This window comes from Acidobacteriota bacterium (genome assembly GCA_009691245.1).
Classification (GTDB): domain Bacteria; phylum Acidobacteriota; class Terriglobia; order 2-12-FULL-54-10; family 2-12-FULL-54-10; genus SHUM01.
Window position 1 is genome coordinate 1 of record SHUM01000031.1, and the last position, 22,652, is coordinate 22,652.

At 59.4% G+C, this 22,652-nt stretch carries 15 protein-coding genes, 1 tRNA gene and 2 pseudogenes; 7 read left to right on the plus strand and 11 right to left on the minus strand.

The features are described from left to right. Positions 1-86: 86 nt before the first annotated feature. Positions 87-881 (minus strand): helix-turn-helix domain-containing protein, encoded by a 795-nt coding sequence (locus EXQ56_08835; GenBank protein ID MSO20554.1) that lies wholly within the window; start codon positions 879-881, stop codon positions 87-89. A gap of 156 nt (positions 882-1,037) precedes the next feature. Between EXQ56_08835 and EXQ56_08840 the strand changes: the two genes are divergently transcribed. Continuing rightward, positions 1,038-1,114 (plus strand) — tRNA-Val (locus EXQ56_08840). A 130-nt stretch (positions 1,115-1,244) separates the two neighbouring features. Here EXQ56_08840 and EXQ56_08845 read toward each other — a convergent pair. The 4 genes and pseudogenes from EXQ56_08845 to EXQ56_08860 form a co-directional block, all read right to left on the minus strand. Beyond that, positions 1,245-3,068, minus strand: coding sequence for a hypothetical protein (locus EXQ56_08845; protein ID MSO20555.1), 1,824 nt, complete (start codon positions 3,066-3,068; stop codon positions 1,245-1,247). Next, on the minus strand, positions 3,040-3,525 hold the full coding sequence (locus EXQ56_08850) for a hypothetical protein (protein MSO20556.1): 486 nt from the start codon (positions 3,523-3,525) through the stop codon (positions 3,040-3,042). Before EXQ56_08850 ends, EXQ56_08845 begins: the two co-directional genes overlap by 29 nt. Positions 3,526-4,015: 490 nt before the next feature. Then, entirely contained in the window at positions 4,016-4,264 is a 249-nt protein-coding gene (locus EXQ56_08855; protein MSO20557.1) for a hypothetical protein, read from the minus strand. Continuing rightward, positions 4,248-4,523 (minus strand): annotated as a pseudogene (locus EXQ56_08860) (BrnT family toxin). Before EXQ56_08860 ends, EXQ56_08855 begins: the two are co-directional and overlap by 17 nt. A gap of 240 nt (positions 4,524-4,763) precedes the next feature. Here EXQ56_08860 and EXQ56_08865 point away from each other — a divergent pair. Beyond that, positions 4,764-6,521, plus strand: coding sequence for a hypothetical protein (locus EXQ56_08865; protein MSO20558.1), 1,758 nt, complete (start codon positions 4,764-4,766; stop codon positions 6,519-6,521). Between the two features lie 101 nt (positions 6,522-6,622). Here EXQ56_08865 and EXQ56_08870 read toward each other — a convergent pair whose 3' ends face one another. Then, positions 6,623-7,237, minus strand: a complete 615-nt coding sequence (locus EXQ56_08870; GenBank protein MSO20559.1) for a hypothetical protein — start codon at positions 7,235-7,237, stop codon at positions 6,623-6,625. 447 nt (positions 7,238-7,684) lie between these two features. Here EXQ56_08870 and EXQ56_08875 point away from each other — a divergent pair, with 447 nt between their 5' ends. The 3 genes from EXQ56_08875 to EXQ56_08885 all read left to right on the plus strand — a co-directional run bounded on the left by EXQ56_08875 (position 7,685) and on the right by EXQ56_08885 (position 13,482). Next, positions 7,685-10,165, plus strand: a complete 2,481-nt coding sequence (locus EXQ56_08875; protein MSO20560.1) for a DUF1592 domain-containing protein — start codon at positions 7,685-7,687, stop codon at positions 10,163-10,165. A 236-nt stretch (positions 10,166-10,401) separates the two neighbouring features. Beyond that, positions 10,402-11,745: a DUF1552 domain-containing protein gene (locus EXQ56_08880; GenBank protein ID MSO20561.1), complete on the plus strand. Its 1,344-nt coding sequence runs from the start codon at positions 10,402-10,404 to the stop codon at positions 11,743-11,745. Between the two features lie 153 nt (positions 11,746-11,898). Further along, positions 11,899-13,482, plus strand: coding sequence for an ankyrin repeat domain-containing protein (locus EXQ56_08885; protein MSO20562.1), 1,584 nt, complete (start codon positions 11,899-11,901; stop codon positions 13,480-13,482). Between the two features lie 211 nt (positions 13,483-13,693). On the opposite strand, the pseudogene EXQ56_08890 reads toward EXQ56_08885, so the two are convergent. Then, positions 13,694-13,990 (minus strand): annotated as a pseudogene (locus EXQ56_08890) ((2Fe-2S) ferredoxin domain-containing protein). A gap of 24 nt (positions 13,991-14,014) precedes the next feature. Next, positions 14,015-14,308, minus strand: a complete 294-nt coding sequence (locus tag EXQ56_08895) for a ferredoxin (GenBank protein ID MSO20563.1) — start codon at positions 14,306-14,308, stop codon at positions 14,015-14,017. Positions 14,309-14,358: 50 nt separating this feature from the next. Between EXQ56_08895 and EXQ56_08900 the strand changes: the two genes are divergently transcribed. Then, entirely contained in the window at positions 14,359-17,670 is a 3,312-nt protein-coding gene (locus tag EXQ56_08900; GenBank protein MSO20564.1) for a TonB-dependent receptor, read from the plus strand. A gap of 104 nt (positions 17,671-17,774) precedes the next feature. On the opposite strand, the gene EXQ56_08905 is transcribed toward EXQ56_08900, so the two are convergent. From EXQ56_08905 to EXQ56_08915, 3 genes are read right to left on the minus strand one after another with little or no spacing between them, the layout of a single operon-like run. Then, entirely contained in the window at positions 17,775-19,064 is a 1,290-nt protein-coding gene (locus EXQ56_08905) for a nucleoside:proton symporter (GenBank protein MSO20565.1), read from the minus strand. Further along, on the minus strand, positions 19,061-20,662 hold the full coding sequence (locus EXQ56_08910) for a carboxypeptidase regulatory-like domain-containing protein (GenBank protein MSO20566.1): 1,602 nt from the start codon (positions 20,660-20,662) through the stop codon (positions 19,061-19,063). The genes EXQ56_08905 and EXQ56_08910 overlap by 4 nt, the downstream gene beginning before the upstream one ends. Before the next feature lie 30 nt (positions 20,663-20,692). Continuing rightward, positions 20,693-21,241, minus strand: a complete 549-nt coding sequence (locus tag EXQ56_08915) for a carboxypeptidase regulatory-like domain-containing protein (protein ID MSO20567.1) — start codon at positions 21,239-21,241, stop codon at positions 20,693-20,695. Positions 21,242-21,495: 254 nt separating this feature from the next. On the opposite strand from EXQ56_08915, the gene EXQ56_08920 reads away from it, so the two are divergent. After that, positions 21,496-22,554, plus strand: a complete 1,059-nt coding sequence (locus tag EXQ56_08920) for a PilZ domain-containing protein (protein ID MSO20568.1) — start codon at positions 21,496-21,498, stop codon at positions 22,552-22,554. Positions 22,555-22,652 lie beyond the last annotated feature (98 nt).

Here is a 22,652-nt window from a genome sequence, read left to right on the forward strand (position 1 = left end):
TGAGACAATTGGCATTGGGACAACGAAGAAGTTTCATGGCTTGGGGACCCGTTCAACAGCAGACCTGCTGTTCTCAAAAATAGGCCTTAAACCATAACACATGAACACGTTACAAGAAACCCAACAACAGCCAATTGCGGAAGCACCGATCGTGGAGCAGGTAGCGGTGGTTTTGGAGGAATCCCCAGCTCTCCGAGGTGGCGTTGCGTCCTATCTGTTCCATCCAGACACCATCGGGATGCTAGGTGATGCCGGCAATCGAAACACGACGGGTGTCCAGATGGATGAAAAACAATACGTAGTACGTTACCAGTCCGCGCCACGTCAGCACTTCTGCCGTGAAGAAGTCGGTAGCAGCCAGGACGCTCATGTGCGAACGGGATGAAGTCTTTCCAGGTGGTGTTATTCCTGCGCTCGGTTGTGGGCTGGATACCTCGGCGGCGAAGGATGTTCCCAACCGTTTGATCGGAAAGCGAATGTCCCAGATTGGCAAGTGCGCCAACAATCCGATCGTAGCCCCAACCGGAATTGCTCTGAGCCAACTGGACGACCAAATCCTCAAGCTCTCGTCCGATTCGTGGACGCCCGAGGGCAGCACGCTGCTTCGACCCGTCGAACTTCTTGGCAACAAGTTTTCGGTACCAAGCCAGGATGGTATCTGGTTTGGCCACGCAGGCGATCTGTGCGATGGCTTTGCGGCCTAATCGCTTGGCGATCTCAGCCAATGTCGCCTTCTCCCCATTCGACAGCAGCAATCGGCTCTCGATATGCGCTTTCAGGATGCGGTTCTCGGCCACCAGAAACTCATTCTTCAGCAGCAATTCTTGATTCACCATTCCGCTCAGATAGCCGAGCAACCGCAACCAACTCGTCTTTGCCATCCGCAGAATTTATCGTAGAACTGCCCAGAATTCAACACGTTCGACTATTTTGACCATACGGGCAAGGATTTTGCTACAGTTTGAAGCTTAAGGGGAGTTTTGCTACAGTGGAACAGTTGACCACAGGATCGTGATTGTAAGCCCTTTATTTTCAAGGGGCGGTTAGCTCAGTTGGTTAGAGCACCTGCCTTACAAGCAGGGGGTCGCAGGTTCAAGTCCTGCACCGCCCACCATCCATTTTGATTTGCTTGCCCGGCTCTGCTTTGCTTGCATGGCGTGCTGAAAAGGACGTGCTGCAAAGAAAATGTTCGGCGGCTGGAGATCTCGAAGTGGGATCGGCAGCCGCGCCTTTCTACCGCGACTCTAGCGCTGCGCCGCAATCTGCTCAGCGGTGCGGAACTGGATGCGGGCCAGTTTGCTGGTGCGCCAGTAAGGCGTCCACACCTCCACCGGCTCGGTGCGATTGTCCACGGCGATGAAGCGCGTCTCGGTGCCGCGCGTGGGCAGGTGGAAATCGGTCCACTTCTCCGTCTTCGGGTTGAAGCGGGCCACGCGGTCGGCGTGCATCAGATTCATCCATACCATGCCGTGCTTGTCGATCACCGTGTCATAGACGCCGCGAAACTCATTCTGGTTCGGCGGATTGTACATGGTTACCTTGTGCGTCTTGGAATCAATCTTCGCCAGATTGTCGCCCCACCAGTTGGCCACCCAGACGGTCGAGCCTTTCTTGTCCGCGCCCAGCCGGCGCGGCGCTTGTGCGTCAAAGGCAGACGAGTTCCAGTCTGAGCCGGTCGCCTGGAACGTCTCGCGATCCTTCGCGGTCATGAGCTTATCGAACTCGGTGCGGCGGTTGAGCGCGACTTCAGTGATTTCGCCGGTGCGGTAGTTGCCCACGCCCAGCTTGTCGTAGTTCATCTGCGCCCACCAGCCATTGCCGTCAGCATCCGCCGCGACGCCGTACGTCCGGCCGTCGTTGCCGGGACTAAGCGACTTGAACGGCTTGAACTGATTGGTCGCCGGATCGAAGGCCAGCGCGCCCTCATTTGTGGAAATCCAAACGATGCCGTCGTTGTCCACGTCGAGCGTGCCGCCGGCGCGGGCCATCCCTTTGGGCGGATCGAACTGCTCCAGCTTCTCCGTGCGTGTATCGATCTTGCCGAGCCAGCCGTCGGCGTTGAACCACGCGACGCCTTTCTGATCAATCACGATGCCGTGGCTGCGCTTGGACAATCCCTTGCCGTTATCCAGCTTGAAGTGCTTGACCGCGCCGGTGCGCGGATCGAGTCGCGAGACGGAGCGCTCGGGATTCCCCTGCGAGTCGGCGATCCAGACCATGCCGTCCGGCGCAACTTCGGCGTCGTGCGGCCCGCGCGCCTCGTAGGCCGATGGCGTGCCCTCCATCCAGTCGCTGCCGTCCTGCGTGACATATTTCTTGAGGTCCGCGTTCGAGGTGATGTCGTACTCGGTGATCACCACCTGCGCGGCTTCTCCGCGCGGGCGCGGCGATGGCTTGAAGCTGAGCTTCGAGTTTGGCCCGGCTACCTTCTCGAGATAGACAGCCAGTTCATCCTTGAAGTAGCGCAGCAGAGGCATGGGCGGCTCTGCGGGATCTGGCGGATCGCCGTAGATGCCCACGCCTTCCATCAGGTCAATAATTTTTTTCCAGCCCGCCTCATCGAAACGGTTCTGCAGCACGAAGCTCGGCTGATGGCATCCGGCGCAGTTGTTGCGGAAGGCCATCTTCATGCGCGCGTCGGCGGGCGTAGCCTCGGGCAACGCGGCCATCCACTCGGCGCTGGAGAGCTGGCGCGTGTAGTCCGCCAGCGGCTTCATGGTGAAGTTTTGCTTCGCTGATTTGCTGGAGTCCATCGTAGCGTCGGCGCGCGCTGTTTCATAGCCGATGGCCTGCGCCCACACCTTGTATGCGCCAGCGTCCAGCGTCGGTCCTAGGGCAGGAAACACGTACGCACCCTGCTCGTCTGTGAAGACCGTGGTGGTGATGGTCGCGCCCGCGCGCTTGGCCGAAACAGTAACGCCTTCGAGCGGCTTGCCGTCGCCGGACCTGATCACGCCGGTGAGTGAACCGGCATGCGCAGCGGCCGCGGTCAGCAGCAGGGCCGCCACCGCGAAGACCAACATCACTTGCTTTCTTTTGCTAATCCCCAGTTCGTCCCGTGTTGGCATTGGACCCTCCTTCACTCTTCGCCGCGGCTGGCGGCGCTTTCAGCGTTTTCAGATACGCGATCACATCATCAATCTCGCTGGCTTGCAGGCCGTACTGAAAACCAGGCATGCGCGGCGTGCCCTCGCGGATGGCCGTGCGCGCCAGCGCCTCGAATTGCGGGTTGCGCAGATAACCATCCAGCACCGGCCCATACGGTTTCACCGACGCCGGCCTGTAAAGCGGCGGCAAATGGCAGATCGAGCAGCGCTGGAGAAACACCTTCTTGCCGCGCAGCTCCGAGCCGGACAGCGATTCGTTGCCCGCCGCCTGCTGCGCGCGCGCCGCCGTGCCCACGCCAGCCATCAGCGCACCAAGCAGGATCAAATCAATAAAATTAACATCGCGACGCACCAGAAAATCCTCCCACGGCATCTTCCCCGTTTTGCCACCCACGGTTTTGCCGCTATGATACGCCAATTTATCATAAATTAGCAGGATTGATTTTGATCCGAATGCTTAGATTCCCTGAAGGGGAATCAGAGGATAGCCGAAGGCATCGCCCCCGGAATCATTAGCCGAAATTATTAGGATGCTCCACATCCACGCCGAGCCCCGGCAGGGGCGACAGATAGTAGCCCAGGGCGTAAGCCCTGGGTATGGAGGAGGAACAATCCACTACCTCTCTGCCGAAGGCCTGCGTGCCGCAGTCCCGGCTGGCCGGGACGAAGGCGGGCACAGGTGACGCCCCGTTCCTTCTGCTTTCGCTGGTCCGCCCCATGGCGCACTCAAAAGGAAACGCGATGCGCGGCGTCACCTGTTCACGCTACGCCCTGCGGGCTCCGCGTGTGCCTTCGGCAGAGTGGAAGTGTGGCGTCCGCCTGATACCCAGGGTTCACGCCCTTGGCTAGAATCTGCCGCGCCTCCGGCGCTCTGTGAGGATGGGAACTGGCAGGGTAATCCAGTGTTTCTAAGCGGAGCGGCGGGAGCTGGCCCGTTGGGGTCGGGCCGATTGCCGGGCGACCTCCGCTAGCGACAGCAAGGCATTGTTGACCGCTTTGGCGTTGGGGAAAAGTTCCGCAACGCGCGGGTCCAGCACGACCACATTTGAATTCTCGTGCAGCTTGGCGGCGTATTTCCCGCGCTCCATTTTGCCGAAGTCGGAACGCTTGTACTCGGCACGGAGTTCGTCTTTTTTTGCGCTACTCGCCTTCTTCATAAAGTTTCCTTTCCGACCTTGTTGTTTCACGCGCGGAGATGATGCGGATGGCATCTGCCGAATCTGCGTGGGACACCACAAGAAGCCGACCAGAATTTGACATCCCAAAGGTAACCGAGCGCCGCTCACTCAGGGAATGATCCGGGTCGTCGCCGGTTACAGAAAGCGTGTCGAAGAATACCGTGGATGCTTCCTGAAATGAGATGCCATGTTCGCGGATGTTGGTGCGTGCCTTCCTAGCATCTCACTCGAAAAGTATACGTCATCTCCGCCGGGCTTTTCGCATTTCCAGCGATTCGAACATATCGCACTGGATATTCCATTGCGAAGCCCACGCGGCGAAGGGGCCGCCCGGCAAAATTATCCCTTACGTGCTGCTGTGGAACGGGCTACAATCGGCGCATTGCTGTTTTATTTGCATTGCTGGAATAGTGGAATCGGCGAGCCGTGGGCGCGCGTTAACCGTGCGCCGGGCGGCCACATCAGGAGGGTGTTTCGTATGAAGAGTACCAGGAGAATCGCATTTAATTTGGCGGCATTGCTGCTGCTGCCTATGCTGGCGATGCAGCCGGCCGCGCAGGCGGCAACTCTGCCGGGCACGGCGACGGTATCAGGGACAGTCGAAGCACCCCAGCCCTTCAAGGCCGCGCAGGTTTATTTCCGTAACAACGCCAAGCGCATGCTCTACATGGTCTATACCGTGGGCGGCAAATACAACGCACTGCATCTGTTTCCCGGCGAGTACGAAGTCAGCGTGAAGACCAAGGGCCTGCAGTCCGACCTGCAGAAGCTGACCGTGACGGCGGGGCAGGCCGCCTCGATGAATCTGTCCATGCACGCCTCCACCGCCGCCGAGCAGCGCCGCAGCACGGAGATGAAGTACGAGGAAATCTACCCGGCCGGCCCAGGTCGCGTCATCGCGGAGCGCACTTGCCTCTACTGCCACGGAAATAATTATCTCCCCGCCCGCGCATGGGATGAGAAGAAGTGGTCCGAAGCCATTGACCTGATGCTAGGCCAGGGCAATCCACAGGGCGCGCAGATTCAGCCCGCGGACCTGCTGGCGGCGGACCGGCAGGTGCTGACGAAATATCTGGTGGACAACTTCGGCCCCGACAGCAAGCCGCGCTCGGTGCGCGTCGAGGTGGATCTCCCGGTCGATGAATCGCTGCTCGCCAAGGCCGAGTACATCGAGTATTACTTCAGCGTCGATGCGCCGGGACAGGGTGTCAACGATCCCCAATACAAGAGGCCGGGCGCTACCGGCGAGATGGGTTTCGCCGCCGGACGCCGCATGGGGCAGGAGCCTCAGCTTCATCCCGACGGCACTGTTTGGACCGTGGACCGTGGCTTTCCTACGCGCATTGTAAAGCTCGACCCGCGCACCGGCGTATCAAAAGATTACCTGATGCCCAACCCCATGGCCGCGTTGCACGATCTGGAAATTGACAAGCTGGGAATCATCTGGGTGCCGGAAAACGAAGGCGTGCCCAAGACCGAGCCGAAGCTGTGGAAGTTCGACCCCAAGACAGAGAAGTGGTTCGAGAGCTTTCCGTTCGATCCGAAAAAGGTGATCAGCGATGACACGCTGAAGCATCCACACTCCATTGCCTTCGACTCCAAAGCGAACGTTTACGTCAGCTACATCCTCGGCGGCGGACTTTCGGTGTGGAACCGCGAAACCAAGCAGATGCAGACCTACATGATTCCCACGCCGAACTCGTTCCCCTACGGCGTAGTGGTGGACAAGAACGACAACGTCTGGATCGCCGAGTTCCACGGCAGTAAGCTCGCCAAGTTCGATACCAAGACCAAGCAGTTCACCGAGTACAATCCGCCGACGCAGCCTGCGCTGATTCGCCGCCTGACCGTGGGCTCGGATGGCCTGACCATCTGGGCCGGCCTGTTCAGCGCCGGCAGGCTGGAAAAGCTCGATCAAAAAACCGGCAAGTTCACCGAGTACAAAATTCCCCACCAGGTCTCGCAGCCCTATGACTTCACCCCGCAGGGCAAGTACCTCTGGTTCAGTGATGCGGGGCAGGGCGGCACGCTGATCCGTTTCGACTCGCAGACCGAGAAGTTCGACTATTTCCCCGCGCCGCAGACCGCCGACATGCCCAAGATTCGCCTCACCAAAGAAGGCGCGATCTGGTATTCGCCGCGCTCCAGCCGCGACTGGCCGGGCTCGGGCGTGCTGTATCCCGACGCCACGAAGATCACCACGCTGGCCGCCTTTCCCGCGCCGCGCGGCTGGTAAGAGCAACATCCATTTCATTAAAAGACAACGGCAGCCTGACGATTTCGTCCGGCTGCCGTTTCTTTTTCCGATGATGGAAGCAAGCTCATTGGCCGTCTCGGCTAGACGCCAAGGATATCTACCGCAGTCCGGCTGGCTATTACACTTAGGTGCCGGAAGGCATTAGCCGTGAATAAGTGATTTGACCCTGTTGCGGTCAGGATGGCGGGAACCCTTGTGCGGAGTCTATTGTAGATGGTCCTCATTTGCGGCACAGTCGGCTGCTGCTGGCGGCGGATGAAGATGTTGCTCAACTCCCGGAATACTCCGTCGACGCGCCCGTTATGGATGAGTGGATCGGTTCCGGCGAGGTCGCTCAGGGATTTCGCAAGCCGATATGGCTTTGCTTCAAACACAAACCAGTTGTGACTTTGCTTGCCGAATTTTTGCCATGCCAGCGACAACCCCAATTCAAACGGCATGTTGAATCGCGGTACTCGTGGATGGTGTCGATCCAACTCAACTCTGGAAAGGTCGTGGATGGAGTAATCGCATTCCTGAATTAGTCCAAGTATCCTGTCCAATCTGCGGGAACCAGTTGGAATCTCAAGAGTGGCGCGTGGGGTGTATCCGAGCGCACTGAGGCCGGCGATGTAGGCCAAATACAGGCCCTTAAACTCCACATCATAGGGGATATTCAGGAATACTTTACCTGGAAGGCTTTGAGGCGGGGACACGAGTGGGTTTCATCCTCGACTGAACACGGAGTTTACGGGATGTCTTTTTGACGGGTGAAGCTGCCCTCTTCTTCAAACCCTTCAAGCCAACCGATACCTTGGCGGGCGTGTGCTTGTCGCCAAGTTCATAAATGCGAAGTATCTCTTTCAGCCGAGTATTGCTCACCCCGAGGATTCGTGCTGTATCCTCAGCGGTGGCGAAGCGTGTCGTAACTATTACTCGGTGTGTCATACTCCTGACCCAATCATATATTGAAATCGGGGGAATTGGAAGCATCCAGGCACAATCGGCACCTGGTTGCGAACTCCTTCAACCCCAACTTTACAGGCCTTCGATTCTGCGCTAAACTCGCTACAAATCGGCGTATTTCAGGCGTCGGCGTAGCTGCTCATGCCGACTTGTAGATTGCCGGTCTGCGCTGGTGATGATTGCGGGATAACTCAATCGTGCGAATTGCGTTTGTTGTCATACTGGTGTCGGCGTCGGTTGCGTTTTCGCAAACTCCTCCAGCCGCGCCCGGAGCGCAGTACACGGCCACCGTCAATCGCTACTGCGTTTCCTGCCATAACGAAAAACTTAGGACCGCCAGCTTGTCGCTTGAAAAACTTGACGTCGGCGATGTCGCCGGGCACGGAGAAATTTGGGAGAAGGTCATTCGCAAGCTGCGCACCGGGGCCATGCCGCCTACCGGCGCGCCGCGTCCTGATAAGGCCATGAATGATGGTCTTGCGACTTACCTGGAAACTTCGCTCGACCGCGCCGCTGCTGCGAACGTCAACCCGGGGCGCGCCGCCGCCGTGCATCGTTTGAATCGCGGCGAGTACGCCAACGCGGTGCGCGATCTGCTGGCTGTCGAGGTCAACGCGCTCGACCTGCTGCCGCCCGATGAATCGACCAACGGGTTTGACAACAACGGCGAAGTGCTCTCGGTCTCGCCTGTGCTGCTCGAGCGCTACATGACCGCTGCGCGCCGCATCGCGCGCCAGGCCGTGGGCGACGAGGCGACCAAGCCGTATTACGAAACCTATCTCATCGACAAGTCGTTGCGCCAGGAAGGCCGCATGGGCGGGGGGTTGCCGTTGGGCTCGCGCGGCGGCAAGGCCATCCGACATTATTTCCCGCTCGACGCCAATTACTCCATCCGCGTACGCATGACGCGCGATTATCGCGACCGCATCCGCGGGCTGCAGGAGCCGCATCAGCTCGACGTGCGCGTCGACGGCAAGCTGATCAGGAGTTTTACCATCGGCGGTGAAAAGCATGGTCGCTCGGCTTCCATATTTTCCACCGGAGGCACCGGCGACCCCGCGCAGGAGCACTACGAGCTGAGCGCGGACGATCAGCTTCAACTCCTCTTTCCCGCCACCACCGGCGCGCATACCGTGGCCGTGGCCTTCGCCGAAGCTGACTTCGAGCCGGAAGGCCCGTTGCAACAGATCAACAGTCGCCCCGAGTCACTCGAACGAATACCATTGGGTGACTACGTTGCCTACAAAGGCGGCGACCCCGGCGTGGAGGAAGTCATCATCGGCGGCCCATTCAGCCCGCGCGGCATCGGCTCTTCCCCCAGCCGCGAAAAAATCTTCACCTGCCTGCCGTCGCCGCGCGCGTCACAGAGCCGCGACCGGGAGGGAGCGGGGGTTCCCCCCTCCTCGAACAACGTCCCCTCCGATGAAACCTGCGCCAGGCAAATTCTCTCCACCCTCGCCCGTCGCGCCTATCGCCGACCTCTAACCGCGCAAGATCAGGAAACGCTACTCACGTTCTATCGCACCGGTTCCAAAAAGGCCGATTTCGAAGCCGGCATACAGACGGCCCTCGAACGTATTCTGGTCGGTCCTGAGTTTCTCTTCCGCGTGTATCGCGACCCCGCAGGCATTGCCACCGGTGCAACGTATCGCTTGAGCGACCTCGATCTGGCGTCGCGCCTGTCCTTCTTCCTGTGGTCCAGCATCCCGGATGACACGCTGCTGGCGCTCGCCGAGACCGGGAAGCTCCACGACCCCGCCGTGCTGGAGCAGCAGACCCGCCGCATGTTGGCCGACCGCCGCGCGCGCGCCCTAGTGGACAACTTCGCAGAGTCCTGGCTCTACCTGCGCAACCTGCGCTCCATGAAGCCCGACCCGGACGCCTTCCCCGAGTGGGATGAAAACCTGCGCGAGGCATTTCATAGCGAGACCACTCTGTTCGTCGAGAACTTGATCCGCGAGGATCGCAGCGTACTAGAATTACTCAGCGCGGACTACACATTCTTGAACGACCGCCTCGCGCGCCACTACGGTATCCCCAACGTCTATGGCAGTCACTTTCGCAAAGTGAGTCTGAGTGACTCATTACTCGAGGGGGGGCGCGGCGGCTTACTGGGGCAGGGAAGCATACTCACTGTTACTTCCTACGCCAACCGTACTTCGCCCGTGCTGCGCGGTAAGTGGGTGCTGGAGAATCTGCTCGGCTCTCCGCCACCACCACCTCCCGCCAATGTCCCTTCGCTGGTGGACAAGAGTAAGGATGGCAAACTGCTCACCGTGCGTCAGCGCATGGAGCAGCATCGCGCCAATCCGGCCTGCGCGGGGTGCCACTCGCGCATGGACCCGCTGGGCTTTGCGCTCGAGAATTTCGACGGCCTCGGCAAGTGGCGCACCGTAGACTCCGGCGCGACGATTGACCCCTCGGGCGTGCTGCCGGACGGCTCGAAGTTCGCAGGCCCCGCTGGCTTGCGCAAGCTGCTCATCGGCAAGCAGCAGGAGATCACCGCCACCTTCGCCGAGAAGCTGTTGATCTACGCCACCGGCCGCGGTGTGGAGTACACCGACCAGCCCGCGCTTAGAAAGCTACTGAGAGATGCCGCGAAGGAGAACTTCCGTTTCTCATCGCTGGTAACAGGAATTGTATCTAGCACGCCCTTTCAGATGCGGCGCGCGCAGTGATTTGGTAGCCACGGTGAGTGTTTTTCTCGCCGTGGGCATTGGATGTGCGATTCGGCAAACTCTGTCACAGTGCCGCGCGCGTCAGCAAGCGGACACGTCGGCAGGGCAGCAATGATGGCGCACACGCCGCGAACGGGGCAAGGAATGTAATCACACGGGTCCGCTTGCTGACGCGCGCGGCACTGTGACCGTGATCGAACGAATTAGGTGTTTGGCGACAGGGAGGTTACTCCATCATGATGATCTTCAAGAAAGCCATACCGCGCCGGACGTTTCTGCGCGGAGCGGGAGCGGCGCTGGCGCTGCCTCTTCTCGAAAGCATGTCGCCTGCTCTCGCAGGGTCATCATCAGTAGCCGACCCCGCGCTGAATCGTCCGCAGCGGCTGGGCTTTGTCTATGTGCCGAACGGCATCATCATGGACCATTGGACGCCGGACTCAGTCGGCGCGCAGTTCGATCTGAAGCCCACGATGGAACCCTTCGCGGCGTTTCGCGATCAGTTCACCATCATCACCGGCCTTGATCACAACAACGCCGAGCCGCTGCCCGGCGAAGGCGAAGTCGCTCCACACGAGCGCGCCGGCGCGACGTTCCTTACTGGCGTACACCCGGAGCGGCAGGGCCGCGTGGGCATCTCCATTGATCAGATTGTCGCGAAGGAGTTGGGTAAGCACACACAGCTCGCCTCGATGGAACTCGGCCTTGATGGCTCGGACGTAGTGGGGCAGTGCGAGCGCGGATGGAGTTGCGCGTATCTCCACACGCTGTCGTGGCGCAGCGAGACTAATCCGCTGCCCACCGAGAATCAGCCGCGCGCTGTGTTCGAGCGCATGTTCGGCGACAGCGACACCACGGACCCGGCTGAGCGGCGCGACCGCATCCAGAAAAACCGGAGCTTGCTCGACTCCGTTACCGAGGCGGCTTCGTCAATGATGGCTGGCCTCGGCGCGCGCGATCGCGGCAAGCTCTCGGAGTTCCTCGACGCCATCCGCGATATCGAGCGTCGCATCCAAACCGCAGAAGCGGAGACCGGGCGCGAGTTGCCGCAGTTTGACCGTCCCGCGGGCATTCCGGCCAGCTTCGACAATCACGCCAAGCTGATGTTCGATCTTCAGGTGCTTGCGCTCCAGACCGATCTCACACGCGTGATCACATTCATGATGGGACGCGAGCAGGCCGACCGCACGTATCGCGAGATCGGCATCGCCGACGCGCATCATCCGCTGACGCATCACCAGAACGATCCCGAGAAGATCGCCAAGGTCGTGCGCATCAACACATTCCACGCGCAGCAGTTCGCGTATTATCTTGACAAGCTGCGCGCAACGCGCGACGGCGACGGATCGCTTCTAGACCACTCGATGATTTTGTACGGTGGGTGCATCTCGGACGGCAACAAGCATCTGCATCAGAATATTCCTCTGATGCTGGCCGGCGGCGCGGGTGTAAAGTTGCGCGGCGGCAGGCATCTGAAATTTCCGGCGGGCACTCCGGCGACCAATCTGTTCCTGACTATGCTCGACAAATTGAATGTCCCGCTCGACCGTTTCGGCGACAGCACCGGAAGACTGAACATTTGATGCCACCGGGATGCAACCGAGGGCTCCAAGGCTCAAGAAATAATCGGATAATTTAAGGAAATTGGATTTTCTGGTCAGGTTGGATTCATTGCGCGGAAGAGTCATTCAACGGCGAGCCGCAAACTTTTTCAGAACCGCAAAAACCGTGAAAGTGTGCAATTTGGTCAGGACCGCAAGAACCGCAAATTTGTCGAGATGTTTGGAGTACAGGAGTTGGCGAAAATGAGACTCAATTGGGAACCCCACCTCAAAAACATTGGGCAGTTCACGACCTCACTATTGGCCTACATTTTTACCATGCTAATGGCCGTGTCGGCCTCCGCCGCACCAGTGGGCGATCAGGCGCTGGCCGACTTCATTGAGCACGGCGACCGCGAGGCGGCCATGACCCTGGTGCGCGCGAGGGCCGACGTCAACGCGACCCAGGCCGATGGTTCGACGGCCCTCGCCTGGGCCGCGCATCACGATGATCTGGAGTTGGCGAACCTGCTCATCGCGGCGGGAGCGAAGGTGAATGCGGCCAATGAATACGGCATCACGCCGCTGTCGCTGGCCTGTGTCAACGGCAGCGCGGCGATGGTGGAGAAGCTGCTTGCAGCCGGGGCCGATCCCAACACCGTGCAGCTTCGCAGCGGCGAGACCCCACTGATGACGGCCGCGCGCACGGGCAATGTGCTGGTAGTCCGCATGCTATTGTCCAAAGGCGCGCAAGTGAACGCGCGCGAGTCACGGCGCGGCCAGAACGCGCTGATGTGGGCGGCATCGCGCAGCCACGCCGATGTGGTGATGGCGCTGCTGGAGCGCGGCGCGGACGCCAGGGCGGCGTCGCAGAATGGATTCACCGCGCTCATGTTCGCAACGCGCAATGGTCATCTGGATATCGCTCGCATGTTGGTCAGCACCGGCGCAGGCCTGAATGATAGGAGTCCTGAGGACGGCACCGCGCTGGTCGTTGCCGCTGCGGGAGGACATGAAGATCTTGCGCTGTTCCTGCTGGAGAAGGGCGCGGATCCGAATCTTACCGATGCCTATGGAATCACGCCGCTGCATTTCGCGGCACAGAAGGGCATCGCGGATTTGAGCGCCGTCGAGTACACCAACTCCGTGCGACCTCCGCGCAATTTGCCGCGGCTGGCCAAAGCGCTGCTTACCAGGGGCGCGAATCCCAACGCCGCGATTAGCAAGGACTACGCCTCTAATACACGCTCGCCCTATCGGCACACCGCGCCGATGAGTCTGACTGGAGCCACGCCATACTTCCTGGCGGCTGCGGCTGGCGATGTTGAGTTGATGCGGCTGCTGGCCGCCTCGGGCGCGAATACCAGGATGAAGGTGAAGGGCGACACGACGGTGCTAATGGTTGCCGCTGGTTCAGGTCGCGTGCAGGATTTCCTGGCGGGCGAAGAGACGCAGCATCTGGAAGCGATGAAGCTTGCGTTGCAACATGGCGCGGAGGTAAATCTGGCGAACGCCAAGGGTCAGACGGCGGTGATGGCCGCGGCTTCCGCAGGTGCGAATTCATTGGTGCGATTGCTGGCGGCGGAGGGCGCTGACCTGAATGCGCGTGATCGCATCGGCATGACTCCGTGGACCATCGCGCTGGCAATGAGTCCATTGGCCAACTATGCCGGCGAACTGCGCCTGCACCAGGAGACCGCCGAGTTGTTAGTGGAGTTGGGCGCGAGGATGATGACGCGGGAAGAGTTTGACGCTACGGTGGAGAAGGAGCGGTATTGACTGGGGAGCGCGGACAAAAGCAGATTCCTCGCTACGCTCGGAATGACAAAAGCGAAAATACCTCCGCACTCTGCTACGGCTTCGCAGAGTGGGGATCGTCAAGCGGAATGATGGGCCAGTCCGCGCGACAACCGTCGGGCTGTCCAGCGATGCGCCGCTCGTCGACGTTGCGCTCCATTTTATTTGCGCCGGCCTTGGGCGGATGATAGCGCAGCCGCTCGACGGGACGTCCTCCGGCGAGATGTTCGTCGACGATCGCCGCTACATCCTCCACCTTCAAGTGTGAATACCAGACGCCTTCGGGATACACCACTGCGGTAGGGCCGTGGCCGCATTGATCAAGGCAGCCGCTCTTGTTGACGCGCACTGTTCCCTTCAACCCTGCCTTCGCCACCAGGTCCTTCATCTGCTTGTGGACATCACCGGAGTTGCCATCGAGTTGCGGGCAATAATCTCCCGACGTGCAAACAAAGACATGCTTCTCAAATGGATTGGTGCGATCGCTCACGGCTACGTTCTCCTCTGCGTACTCTCAATCAGTAAGTTGAATTGCCTTTGATGGACACATCTTGGCAGCCATCTCGGCCAGCTTCAATTGCTCGGGCGTTAATTCGCCCTCCACTATCGGCACGGCTACGTTCCGATCATTCATGCGAAATAACGTAGGGGCAATGCGAAGGCATTTCACGTAACCATCGCAGGCGATAGCATCCACAATAACTTTCATTGCTAGTCTCCCAAAATGATTTCCGGGCCCGCGCCAGCGAATCTCCATTGGACTGTGGTGGCTCGCGGGGCTGACGCCAGCCAGCGGGAAGTATAACATGCGCGATTGGTTTCCGTGGTGAACCGGAGCGCGGGAAGCTATACTATTTAATGCGGTCACGGTCTTGGGCGGAGTTTGTATTCTGCCGCCCGCAATGGCTCGCAAATTGCTTGCACAACCTGCCCGGAAAGGTACTTCACATGAACTGTAGTGACATATTGGCGTCCTTGCCACGGGGCCTTCGTTTATTCGCGGGGTTACTGCTGGTCGGCGGAGTGCTGTTTACTCATGACGGACGAGCGCAACAGATTGGTGGCTCACTGCATGGTGAAGTTGCGGACTCCGCGGGAGCGCCAGTCGCCGGGGCCACCGTCACGGCAAAGTCTGCGACAGGAGGCGCTGCGCGAACAGTGCAGACTGGCGCGCAGGGTCAGTACACTCTGCCGGAGCTGGCCGCTGGAAGCCATTCGGTTGAAGTGACGGCGAACGGATTTGCGAAGCAGACGGTGGAGAGCATCGCGGTCAATGGAGCGGCCACGCAGAACTTCAAGCTGGATCGTGCATCGTCGTCCAGTTCCTCGCGCATCAGTGAAGTGCAGTTGGTGGGCTTGCCCTTGAATGGGCGCAGCTACAGCCAACTGGCCACACTGCAGGAAGGGGTGTCGGACACTTCGGCGGCGGATTCTTCGCGCGGCATCGGCGGCAGCAGTCTTACTGTTTCCGGCGGGCGACCCACATCCAACAATTTTTTACTCGACGGCACCAGTGTGATGAATACTGATAACGGCGTGCCCACCAGCGCGAGCGGCGCGCAACTTGGCTCCGAGGCGGTTCTGCAAGTGATCGTGCAGAGTACGAATGTAACCGCTGAGAACGGGCGCGGCAGCGGCGGGACGCTGAACTCGATCACCAAATCGGGGTCCAATGATATTCATGGAACGCTATTCGAGTATTTCCGCAACAGCAAGATGGACGCCAAGAATTTCTTTGATCAAGGCGTTGATCCGCCGCCGTTCAAGCGCAATCAATTTGGATTCATGTTGAGCGGGCCGGTGCGCAAGGATCGCACGTTCTTCATGGGCGCAATGGAGTCGATGAGCGACCGGCTGACGAAAACAGAAATCAGCAATCTGCCGAGCACGGAGGCTCGGCTGGGGATCATTCGTGACTGTGATGGCCGTGAGTTGCGTCGCGTGGCGGTGAATCCGAAGATGCAACCCTATCTGGATCTCTATCCGCTTCCGAACTTGCGTTGCAAAGGGCCTGGCATCAGCACGAGCGCCGCACCGCTATTCCTTCCCACGAACGACACGTTCTTTACCGCGCGCGTGGACCATAAGATATCGGATCACGACAGCTTCTTCGCGCGCTACACTTTTGACGATGCTTCCAGTGTTTCCGGCCAGGAACTTTTTCTATTTCGCAGCCACAACTCGAGCCGCCAGCAGTACCTGACGCTGGTTGAGACGCATTTTTTCACACTGAGCACGATCAACTCGTTTCGCGCCAGCTTCACCCGGCCCGTGGAGCTGGTCAACTCGCTTTACGATCCAATTCCGCGCAACCTCTTCTTCGTGCCGACTGCGCGAGACTTCGGTCAGATCTCCGTGCCTGGCTTGAACTCTTTCGGGCCGACGTTCACCACTCCGGATGGACATTTCATGACGACGTTCCAATTCGCCGATGACTTGGTCCTGCAGCGCGGCGCACATGGCATCAAGATGGGCGTGGACATTCATCGCAACCTTTGGAACATCTTCAACTCCAACAGCAAGGGCGGCGTCTGGACTTTCAACGATCTGGATAATTTTCTGCAGGCGGGTCTGGTAGGCACCGCGATTCAGGTGGCGCTGCCCATCTCGGATAATCACAAGGGATTTCGCCAGACGCTGGCGGGATTCTACGTACAAGACGCCTACAGAGCGACGGAGCGGCTGCGCCTGGATATGGGGTTGCGCTACGAAATCGCAACGGTCATCAAGGATTCCTACGGTCGTACTTCGTTCATACCCGACTGGCTGCATGACACTGTGCTGCAAACGGGTCCGATGCTGGGCAGTAACCCTTCGCTGAAGAACTTCGCGCCGCGCATTGGATTCAGTTGGTCGCCAGAAAGAGATACATCAATGGTGGTTGCCGGTGGCTTCGGAATCTACCACGATCAATTCCTCGAGTACGCGGTGGACTCGCAGAAGAACTCGGCGCCATTTAATCGCCGCGTCATCAATCAGAACTTCAACGCTTCCGAGGTGTTTCCAAATGCGCTGGCCGCCGCGGCGCTGGTTACCAATGCCACGCCGTTCGGCGTTGCCGTTCTCGATTATCCTCACATCTCCACGCCCACCGTGATGCGCTATAACCTAACGGTGCAGCAGTCGCTCTCCGGTGGAGTGAATCTTCGGGTGGGTTACGTGGGCATGCGCGGCAATCACCTGTTCCGGGGATACGAAGCGAATCTCTATCCGCAAGCGGTGATTCAGGCCAATGGAGAACTCTGCCTGCCGGGCAATGCAGCGACGGTCCGGCCACAGGATGTGAATCCAACTTGTCCGGCGGTCGCGGCGGCGCAGGCCGGGCCGCTCAATCCCGCATTCGCGTCGCTGGGGTTGAACTCCACCGATGCGCAGGCATTCTACAATGCATTGCAGCTCGCCGCCGGACTCTCCCGAAAGCGCGGGTCCATTCAGGGAAATTATACGTTCAGCAAGTCGGTGGACGATTCGTCGCAACCATCGAGCGGCAGCACGACTGATTACTCGCGGCAGTATCCGCATATGCGCACGGTGGACCGCGGGCCGTCCGAGTTCGATATCCGTCATCGTCTTTCTTTCAATTACTTTTACACGCTGCCTACGGGGTTGAGCCAATGGTTAGTGAAATCCAACCTGCTGAGTCCGCTGCTGGATGGCTGGCGGGTTGGCGGTGTCGTCTCCTTCCGCACGGGAACCGCATTCCATCCACTGTCGAATGTCCGACGGCCTGGGTATCTGTTTTCTCCAAACCGTCCTAGCCTGGGGGCTGGCGCGGATAACAATCCCACCAGCGGAGTGTCTCTCGGTTGCCTTGGAATTCCTGCCGGTGAGGCGCTGGGCGGGCCGGACCGTTACTTCGACCCGTGCGCATTTGTCGCCGCTGCGCCTGGACGCATAGGGGATGCTGGGCGCAATACCATTGCCGGGCCGAGTGTCTTCACCATGGACTTGTCGTTGCAGAATGATTTTGCGCTGACGGGCGATAAGAAGCTACAGTTCCGGGCGGAGATGTTCAATCTTCCCAATCATCCGAACTTCGGCATACCACCGCGCGCTGGGCAAATTGCTTTCTCCGGCGCGGCGGGCAATCCGAATCCAACCGCGGGGCAGATCGTGAATACGATCACCACCTCGCGGCAGTTGCAGTTCGCGTTGCGCCTGACGTTCTAGGATTTAACAGAGCCGCGATCGTGAGGGAGCGGGGGTTGGTTGTGAGTTGGTCGCCGTGCTCTCGGGCGAAACCCAACCCCCGCTCCTTCACGGTCGCGGCTCTGTCACGCTTCCAGAACTCCGACGACGGCTCCGAGCAGGCAGGTGGAAAGCGTTCCGGAGACGATCGACTTCAGGCCCAGCGAGACGACATCGTTGCGGCGCGCCGGAGCCATGGTGGCCAGGCCGCCGATCATGATGCCGAGGCTGCCGAAGTTGGCGAATCCGCACATCGCATAGAGCATGATCATGCGCGAGCGCGGGGAGAGCGCCTCGGCGGGCAGCGCGGCCATCTGCAGGTAGGCGATAAATTCATTCAGGATTGTCTTCACGCCCATCAGGCTGCCGGCGGTGGCGGTCTCGGCCCACGGCACACCCATCAACCAGCAAACCGGCGCCATCAACACTCCCAACATGCGCTGCAAGGTGATTGGCGCTCCCGCGACATCAGGCAGCGCGTTGAGCATCAGGTTTGCCAGATGGACCAGCGCGACGAGCACGATAAGCATCGCGACTATATTGAGAAGAAGCTCCAGGCCGGCGGTGGTTCCCTTGGCCACGGCATCCATGCTGCTGGATGCCACGGGCGCATCCGGTTCCAGTTCTTTGTCTTCAAGCTTAGACTCGTCGTTGGTCGTCCGTTGAATTTCCGGGACCATTTCCGGAACCATGATGAGGGATATCAAGATCGCCGCCGGCGCGCCCATCACCGAGGCGATGATGAAGTGGCTGGTGGCGCCGGGAATCACCGAGCCAAGGATAGTGGCATAGAGCACCAGCATGGTGCCCGCGATGCCGGCCATGCCGCCGGTCATCACGATAAACAGTTCGCTGCGCGTGAGCCGGTTGAGATAGGGGCGAATGAATAGTGGCGCTTCGACCATTCCGACAAAGATGTTTGCGGCGGTCGAGAGCCCAACCGCGCCGCCCACGCCCAGCGTTTTTCTTAGCAGATGCGCCAGCAGGCGAATGACAGGCGGAAGAATTTTCCAGTAGTAGAGCAACGTTGTTAGAACGCTCATCACCAGTACGATGGGCAGCGCCTGGAAAGCCAGCACGAACTCCGCGCCCGGCGTCTTCGGATCAAACGGCAATGGTCCGCCGCCGAGGTATCCGAAGACTATGCTGGTTCCGGCGCGAGTGGCTTCCGACAGACCATCCACAAGTTTGTTGGCGTGTGTAAAGATGGCGCGGATGGGAGGAATCTTCAGCAATGCCCCAGCCAGCAGGAAGGTGACGCCGAGCCCCACGCCCGCCTGCTTCCAGCGAACCGCCGGGCGATTCTCGCTCATCACCCAGGCGATGCCGAGCAGCGCGACAACTCCCAGGACGGATTGCAGTTGCGCAGAAATCATTTCGCCAGCGGGTCCGGGCGCAACTGGAACTTCACGACCTTACTGGTGGTTCCTTTGCCGCCTTCCACGTGGAACGGAGTGCGCGTCGCGTAGGTGGACCACAGGCCGCGGCCTTTCCATCCCGCGTTGGGGTCGTCGATGCGTCCGTCGAGGCCCTTGGCATAGAAGCCCATGGGGTAGGGAACGCGCAGCGTGGTGAATTTGCCGGTCGCCGGGTCCAGCGCCAGCAGCGCGTCGGAGAGATTGCCGGTGGCGATCGGCGTATTCTTACCGAGACCGAAGATGTCATGCCAATCCACCCAGCTAAAGTAGCTCGACTCGGCGCTGCCGTAATCCTTGGCGCTGCGCAGCGGCGGACCAGGGAAGGGATAGAGCGTCCAGCCTTCCGGGCAATGTTGGCCGGTGGCCGTGGGGCCATTTAATGGGCCTTTGCATTTGCGACGGTCGAAGCTGGCGAAGTGTCCGCTGGCCAGCGGTGCCCATACGACGTTGTTGCGATCCACGTCCATGCCGCGTGGCGCAAAACCTTGTCCCTTGACTGCCGGGTTGTCATAGGGCAGTTCGAAGATTTCAGCCAGCGCGGTGGAAGGCGGATTCGCGCCGGGGTTGAGACGGACAATCGAACCGGGGAAGCCAAGCGAAGAGGCCCAGACGGAGCCGTCCGGGGCGGGCATCACGCCATAGAATCCCGCGCTGATGCGTTTGTCCTTCGAGGAATCAACCGCTTGATCGGGCTCCACCCAGGCATCCTGCTTGCCGTTGCCGTTGATGTCCAGAATGAGCGGAGTCCAGCCCTGGGACTTTTGCTCGTCGCCGGTCTCGTCCAGCATCTTGGTGTTCAGCCATCCCACCACCTGGCCGCCGCCGCTGGTCCACAGAGTGTGATTGGCGTCTTCCGCGAAGAACAGATGATGCGTGCTGTAGCAGGTTTGCACCAGCGTCCAACGTCGGCCCTTGGGGTTGTACATGGCGATGTGGCGGCTGCTCGACTCGACGGGAAAAAGTTTCGCCGATGGATGGTCTGATCCCTTTTTACAAAACTCGGGATTGTCATTGGGGCTTACCTTGGAGGTCAGCCACACGCGGCCTTCCTGATCGATCATGGGGTTGTGCGCGTTCACTTTGCTGTCCCAGATGGGCTCTTCATCCCAATAAACCGATGATTGAAAGCCCGTGCGCGGCGAGGCGTAGGGCGTCTCAAGATCGCGCAGCGGAATCTTGATCTGCGTCGCGGTATTCTTGACGGGATCGAGCACGCTCATGAAGTCCGAGCTGAACTCCGTAACGCCGTAGACAGGGCCATTGGCGTTGACGGTGGGATTGCGCTTGTCCGTGGTCACTTCGTCGTGGAAATACTCCTTGGACTTGGCCCAATCCCAGACGGAGACCACGATGTTGCGTTCCTTACCTTGCGGACGTTGCGGCACGGGCGGAAGTTCTCCGGCGGCGATGCGATCCGTCCAATCTGCAAACAGCGAGGCGGCGCGCGGACCCATGCCGTTCAAATTGTTGCCCATATTGCTGCCGGCTTGACCGGAGAGAATACGGCGTTCCCACGCCTTGGTGGAATTTTCAAGATTGCTGAACTCTTTGGGCACCTCACGGGTGGCCTGGTTGCCGAGCTGATGTCAGGTGACGCAGCCGTCCGTCTTAATCGACTTCAGCCACATTGCTTGATTCTTTATGTTTGGATGGATGCCGTTTCCGGTGGCGCCGGTGCCGGGGAAATCGCTCTTGGGCGGGACATCAAGCATCGAGTACCAGTAAATGGCGGGGTAATATTTGGCCGCCGCCTGCGGCGAAGGCGCAGGTTGCGCTGCGAGGTTCAGGATGTTTCCCGGGACGGTTTCCATCGGCGTGGAATCAACCAGGCCGTACCCACGAACCCAAATTTTATATTGCCCAGCCGGCAGGTCGGGAATCAGGTAGCGCCCCTGATCGTCCGTAACCACGGACTTGGAAAACTTGGTTGGCAGGTTGGTGGTTTCGGCAATCACCCATACGCCCGCCTCCGGTCCGCTGGATCCGATGACACGCCCGCCGATGTCGTCGCTGTCAACAGCCACGGCGGGGGCGGCTGGAGTTTGTGCCGCACTCCGTCCAGAGTAGAGCGGTGTCAGCAGAGCAAGCGCGAATCCAACTGCCAAACGGGCAATGGTACGGGATGATCGTTGCATAAAGGCCTCCAAATCGTGCTTCGATTAGAAATGGACGAGTCAGCCGCTATTCTACTGAATTTTTGGTCTTTGGCGGAGAAATTACTTGATCCCATGGGATTAGTGGATCTCCCAGGCATCTCTCGACCGGAGGTCCTTTCCGCTTGACACAACTCCGGGACGGGCAGTGAGACCTGTTGGATTGACACTGCCATGCGTCGCTGCGTACTCTCAAATCAGATGGAATAGTGTTATTGCAGGGAGCAAGTGAGGCTATGATCTCGGTTCAAAATGGGGTGCGGCGGAGCGCCAGAATTCCAATCAATAAGCCGGTCCAGGTGTCTGGAGTCAACGTGGAAGGGCGCGACTTCGCCGCGGATGCCTCCACGCTGCTGCTGAGTCAGCACGGTGCCATGATTGTCGTTAAGCAGGGCTTGGTTCCGGATCAAGAGGTGGGCCTATTCAACCCGGAGACGGCGCGCGAGGAAGATGCCCGCGTGGTGGCTATGCTCCGCGATGAACGGGGCAGCTACACCTATGGCGTCGAGTTCCTCGATCCGGAGGTGGATTTCTGGAACATTACATTCCCCGCCGTGGATTCATTTGCCACATCGTCGGCGGAGTCCCGGATGACTCATCAACCAGAACCAATTGCCAAGACCCCAATTTCTGAAACTAAAGTTCACCCGATGAAAGCTTTAACGGCGTTCGAACCGGGAGTTTTGAAGCCGCTGTTAATTGCTGAAATCCGGCCATCCAATTTGGTGTCCGTCCGGAAGTTGGAGATCAGGGATTACTCGATTCTTCTGAAATGTCCGTATGACAATCAGGATCAGTGGATCATCCTACGGGGCCGCAGCGAGCCACTAACGGAGATACTGGCAACACGGTGGTCGTTTGATTGCGCAGTGCATGGCGCGCTTCTGGAGTATCCAGTGATAGCAAACGAAGGCGCGGTCAAGCAGGCCGCCTCCGCCAAAGACAGCAACCTTGGTTTCGCCGAGATGGAAGGATTCTACGCCAAAGGCCGTGTCGGGAATGCATCGCGAGTGCAGACTCGTTTCCCGGAAGCGCGACGAGTGTGGGTGCGTGGCGTCGATGCACTGGGCAATCCTTTTATGCAGTCCACTCTGTCAATCAATATCAGCAGAAATGGAGCACGCCTGCAGGGGCTCGGATTCCTGGCGGGAACCGGCATTGAATTGGAGTTGAAGCGGAACTGGAAAAAGGCTCTCTATCAGGTAGTTTGGATTGGCCATTCTGGATCTGGATTGGCGCAACAAGTCGGCATGGTCTGCCTGCAGCCGGAGAAGAATGTCTGGGGACTTACCTAGCCCGCTTACGAAATGGTTTGGCAGAGCCGCGACCATAGGGAGCGAACCCGTTCAATAATTACAAGTGGCCATTGAACGGTCCGGCTCCCTTACGGTCG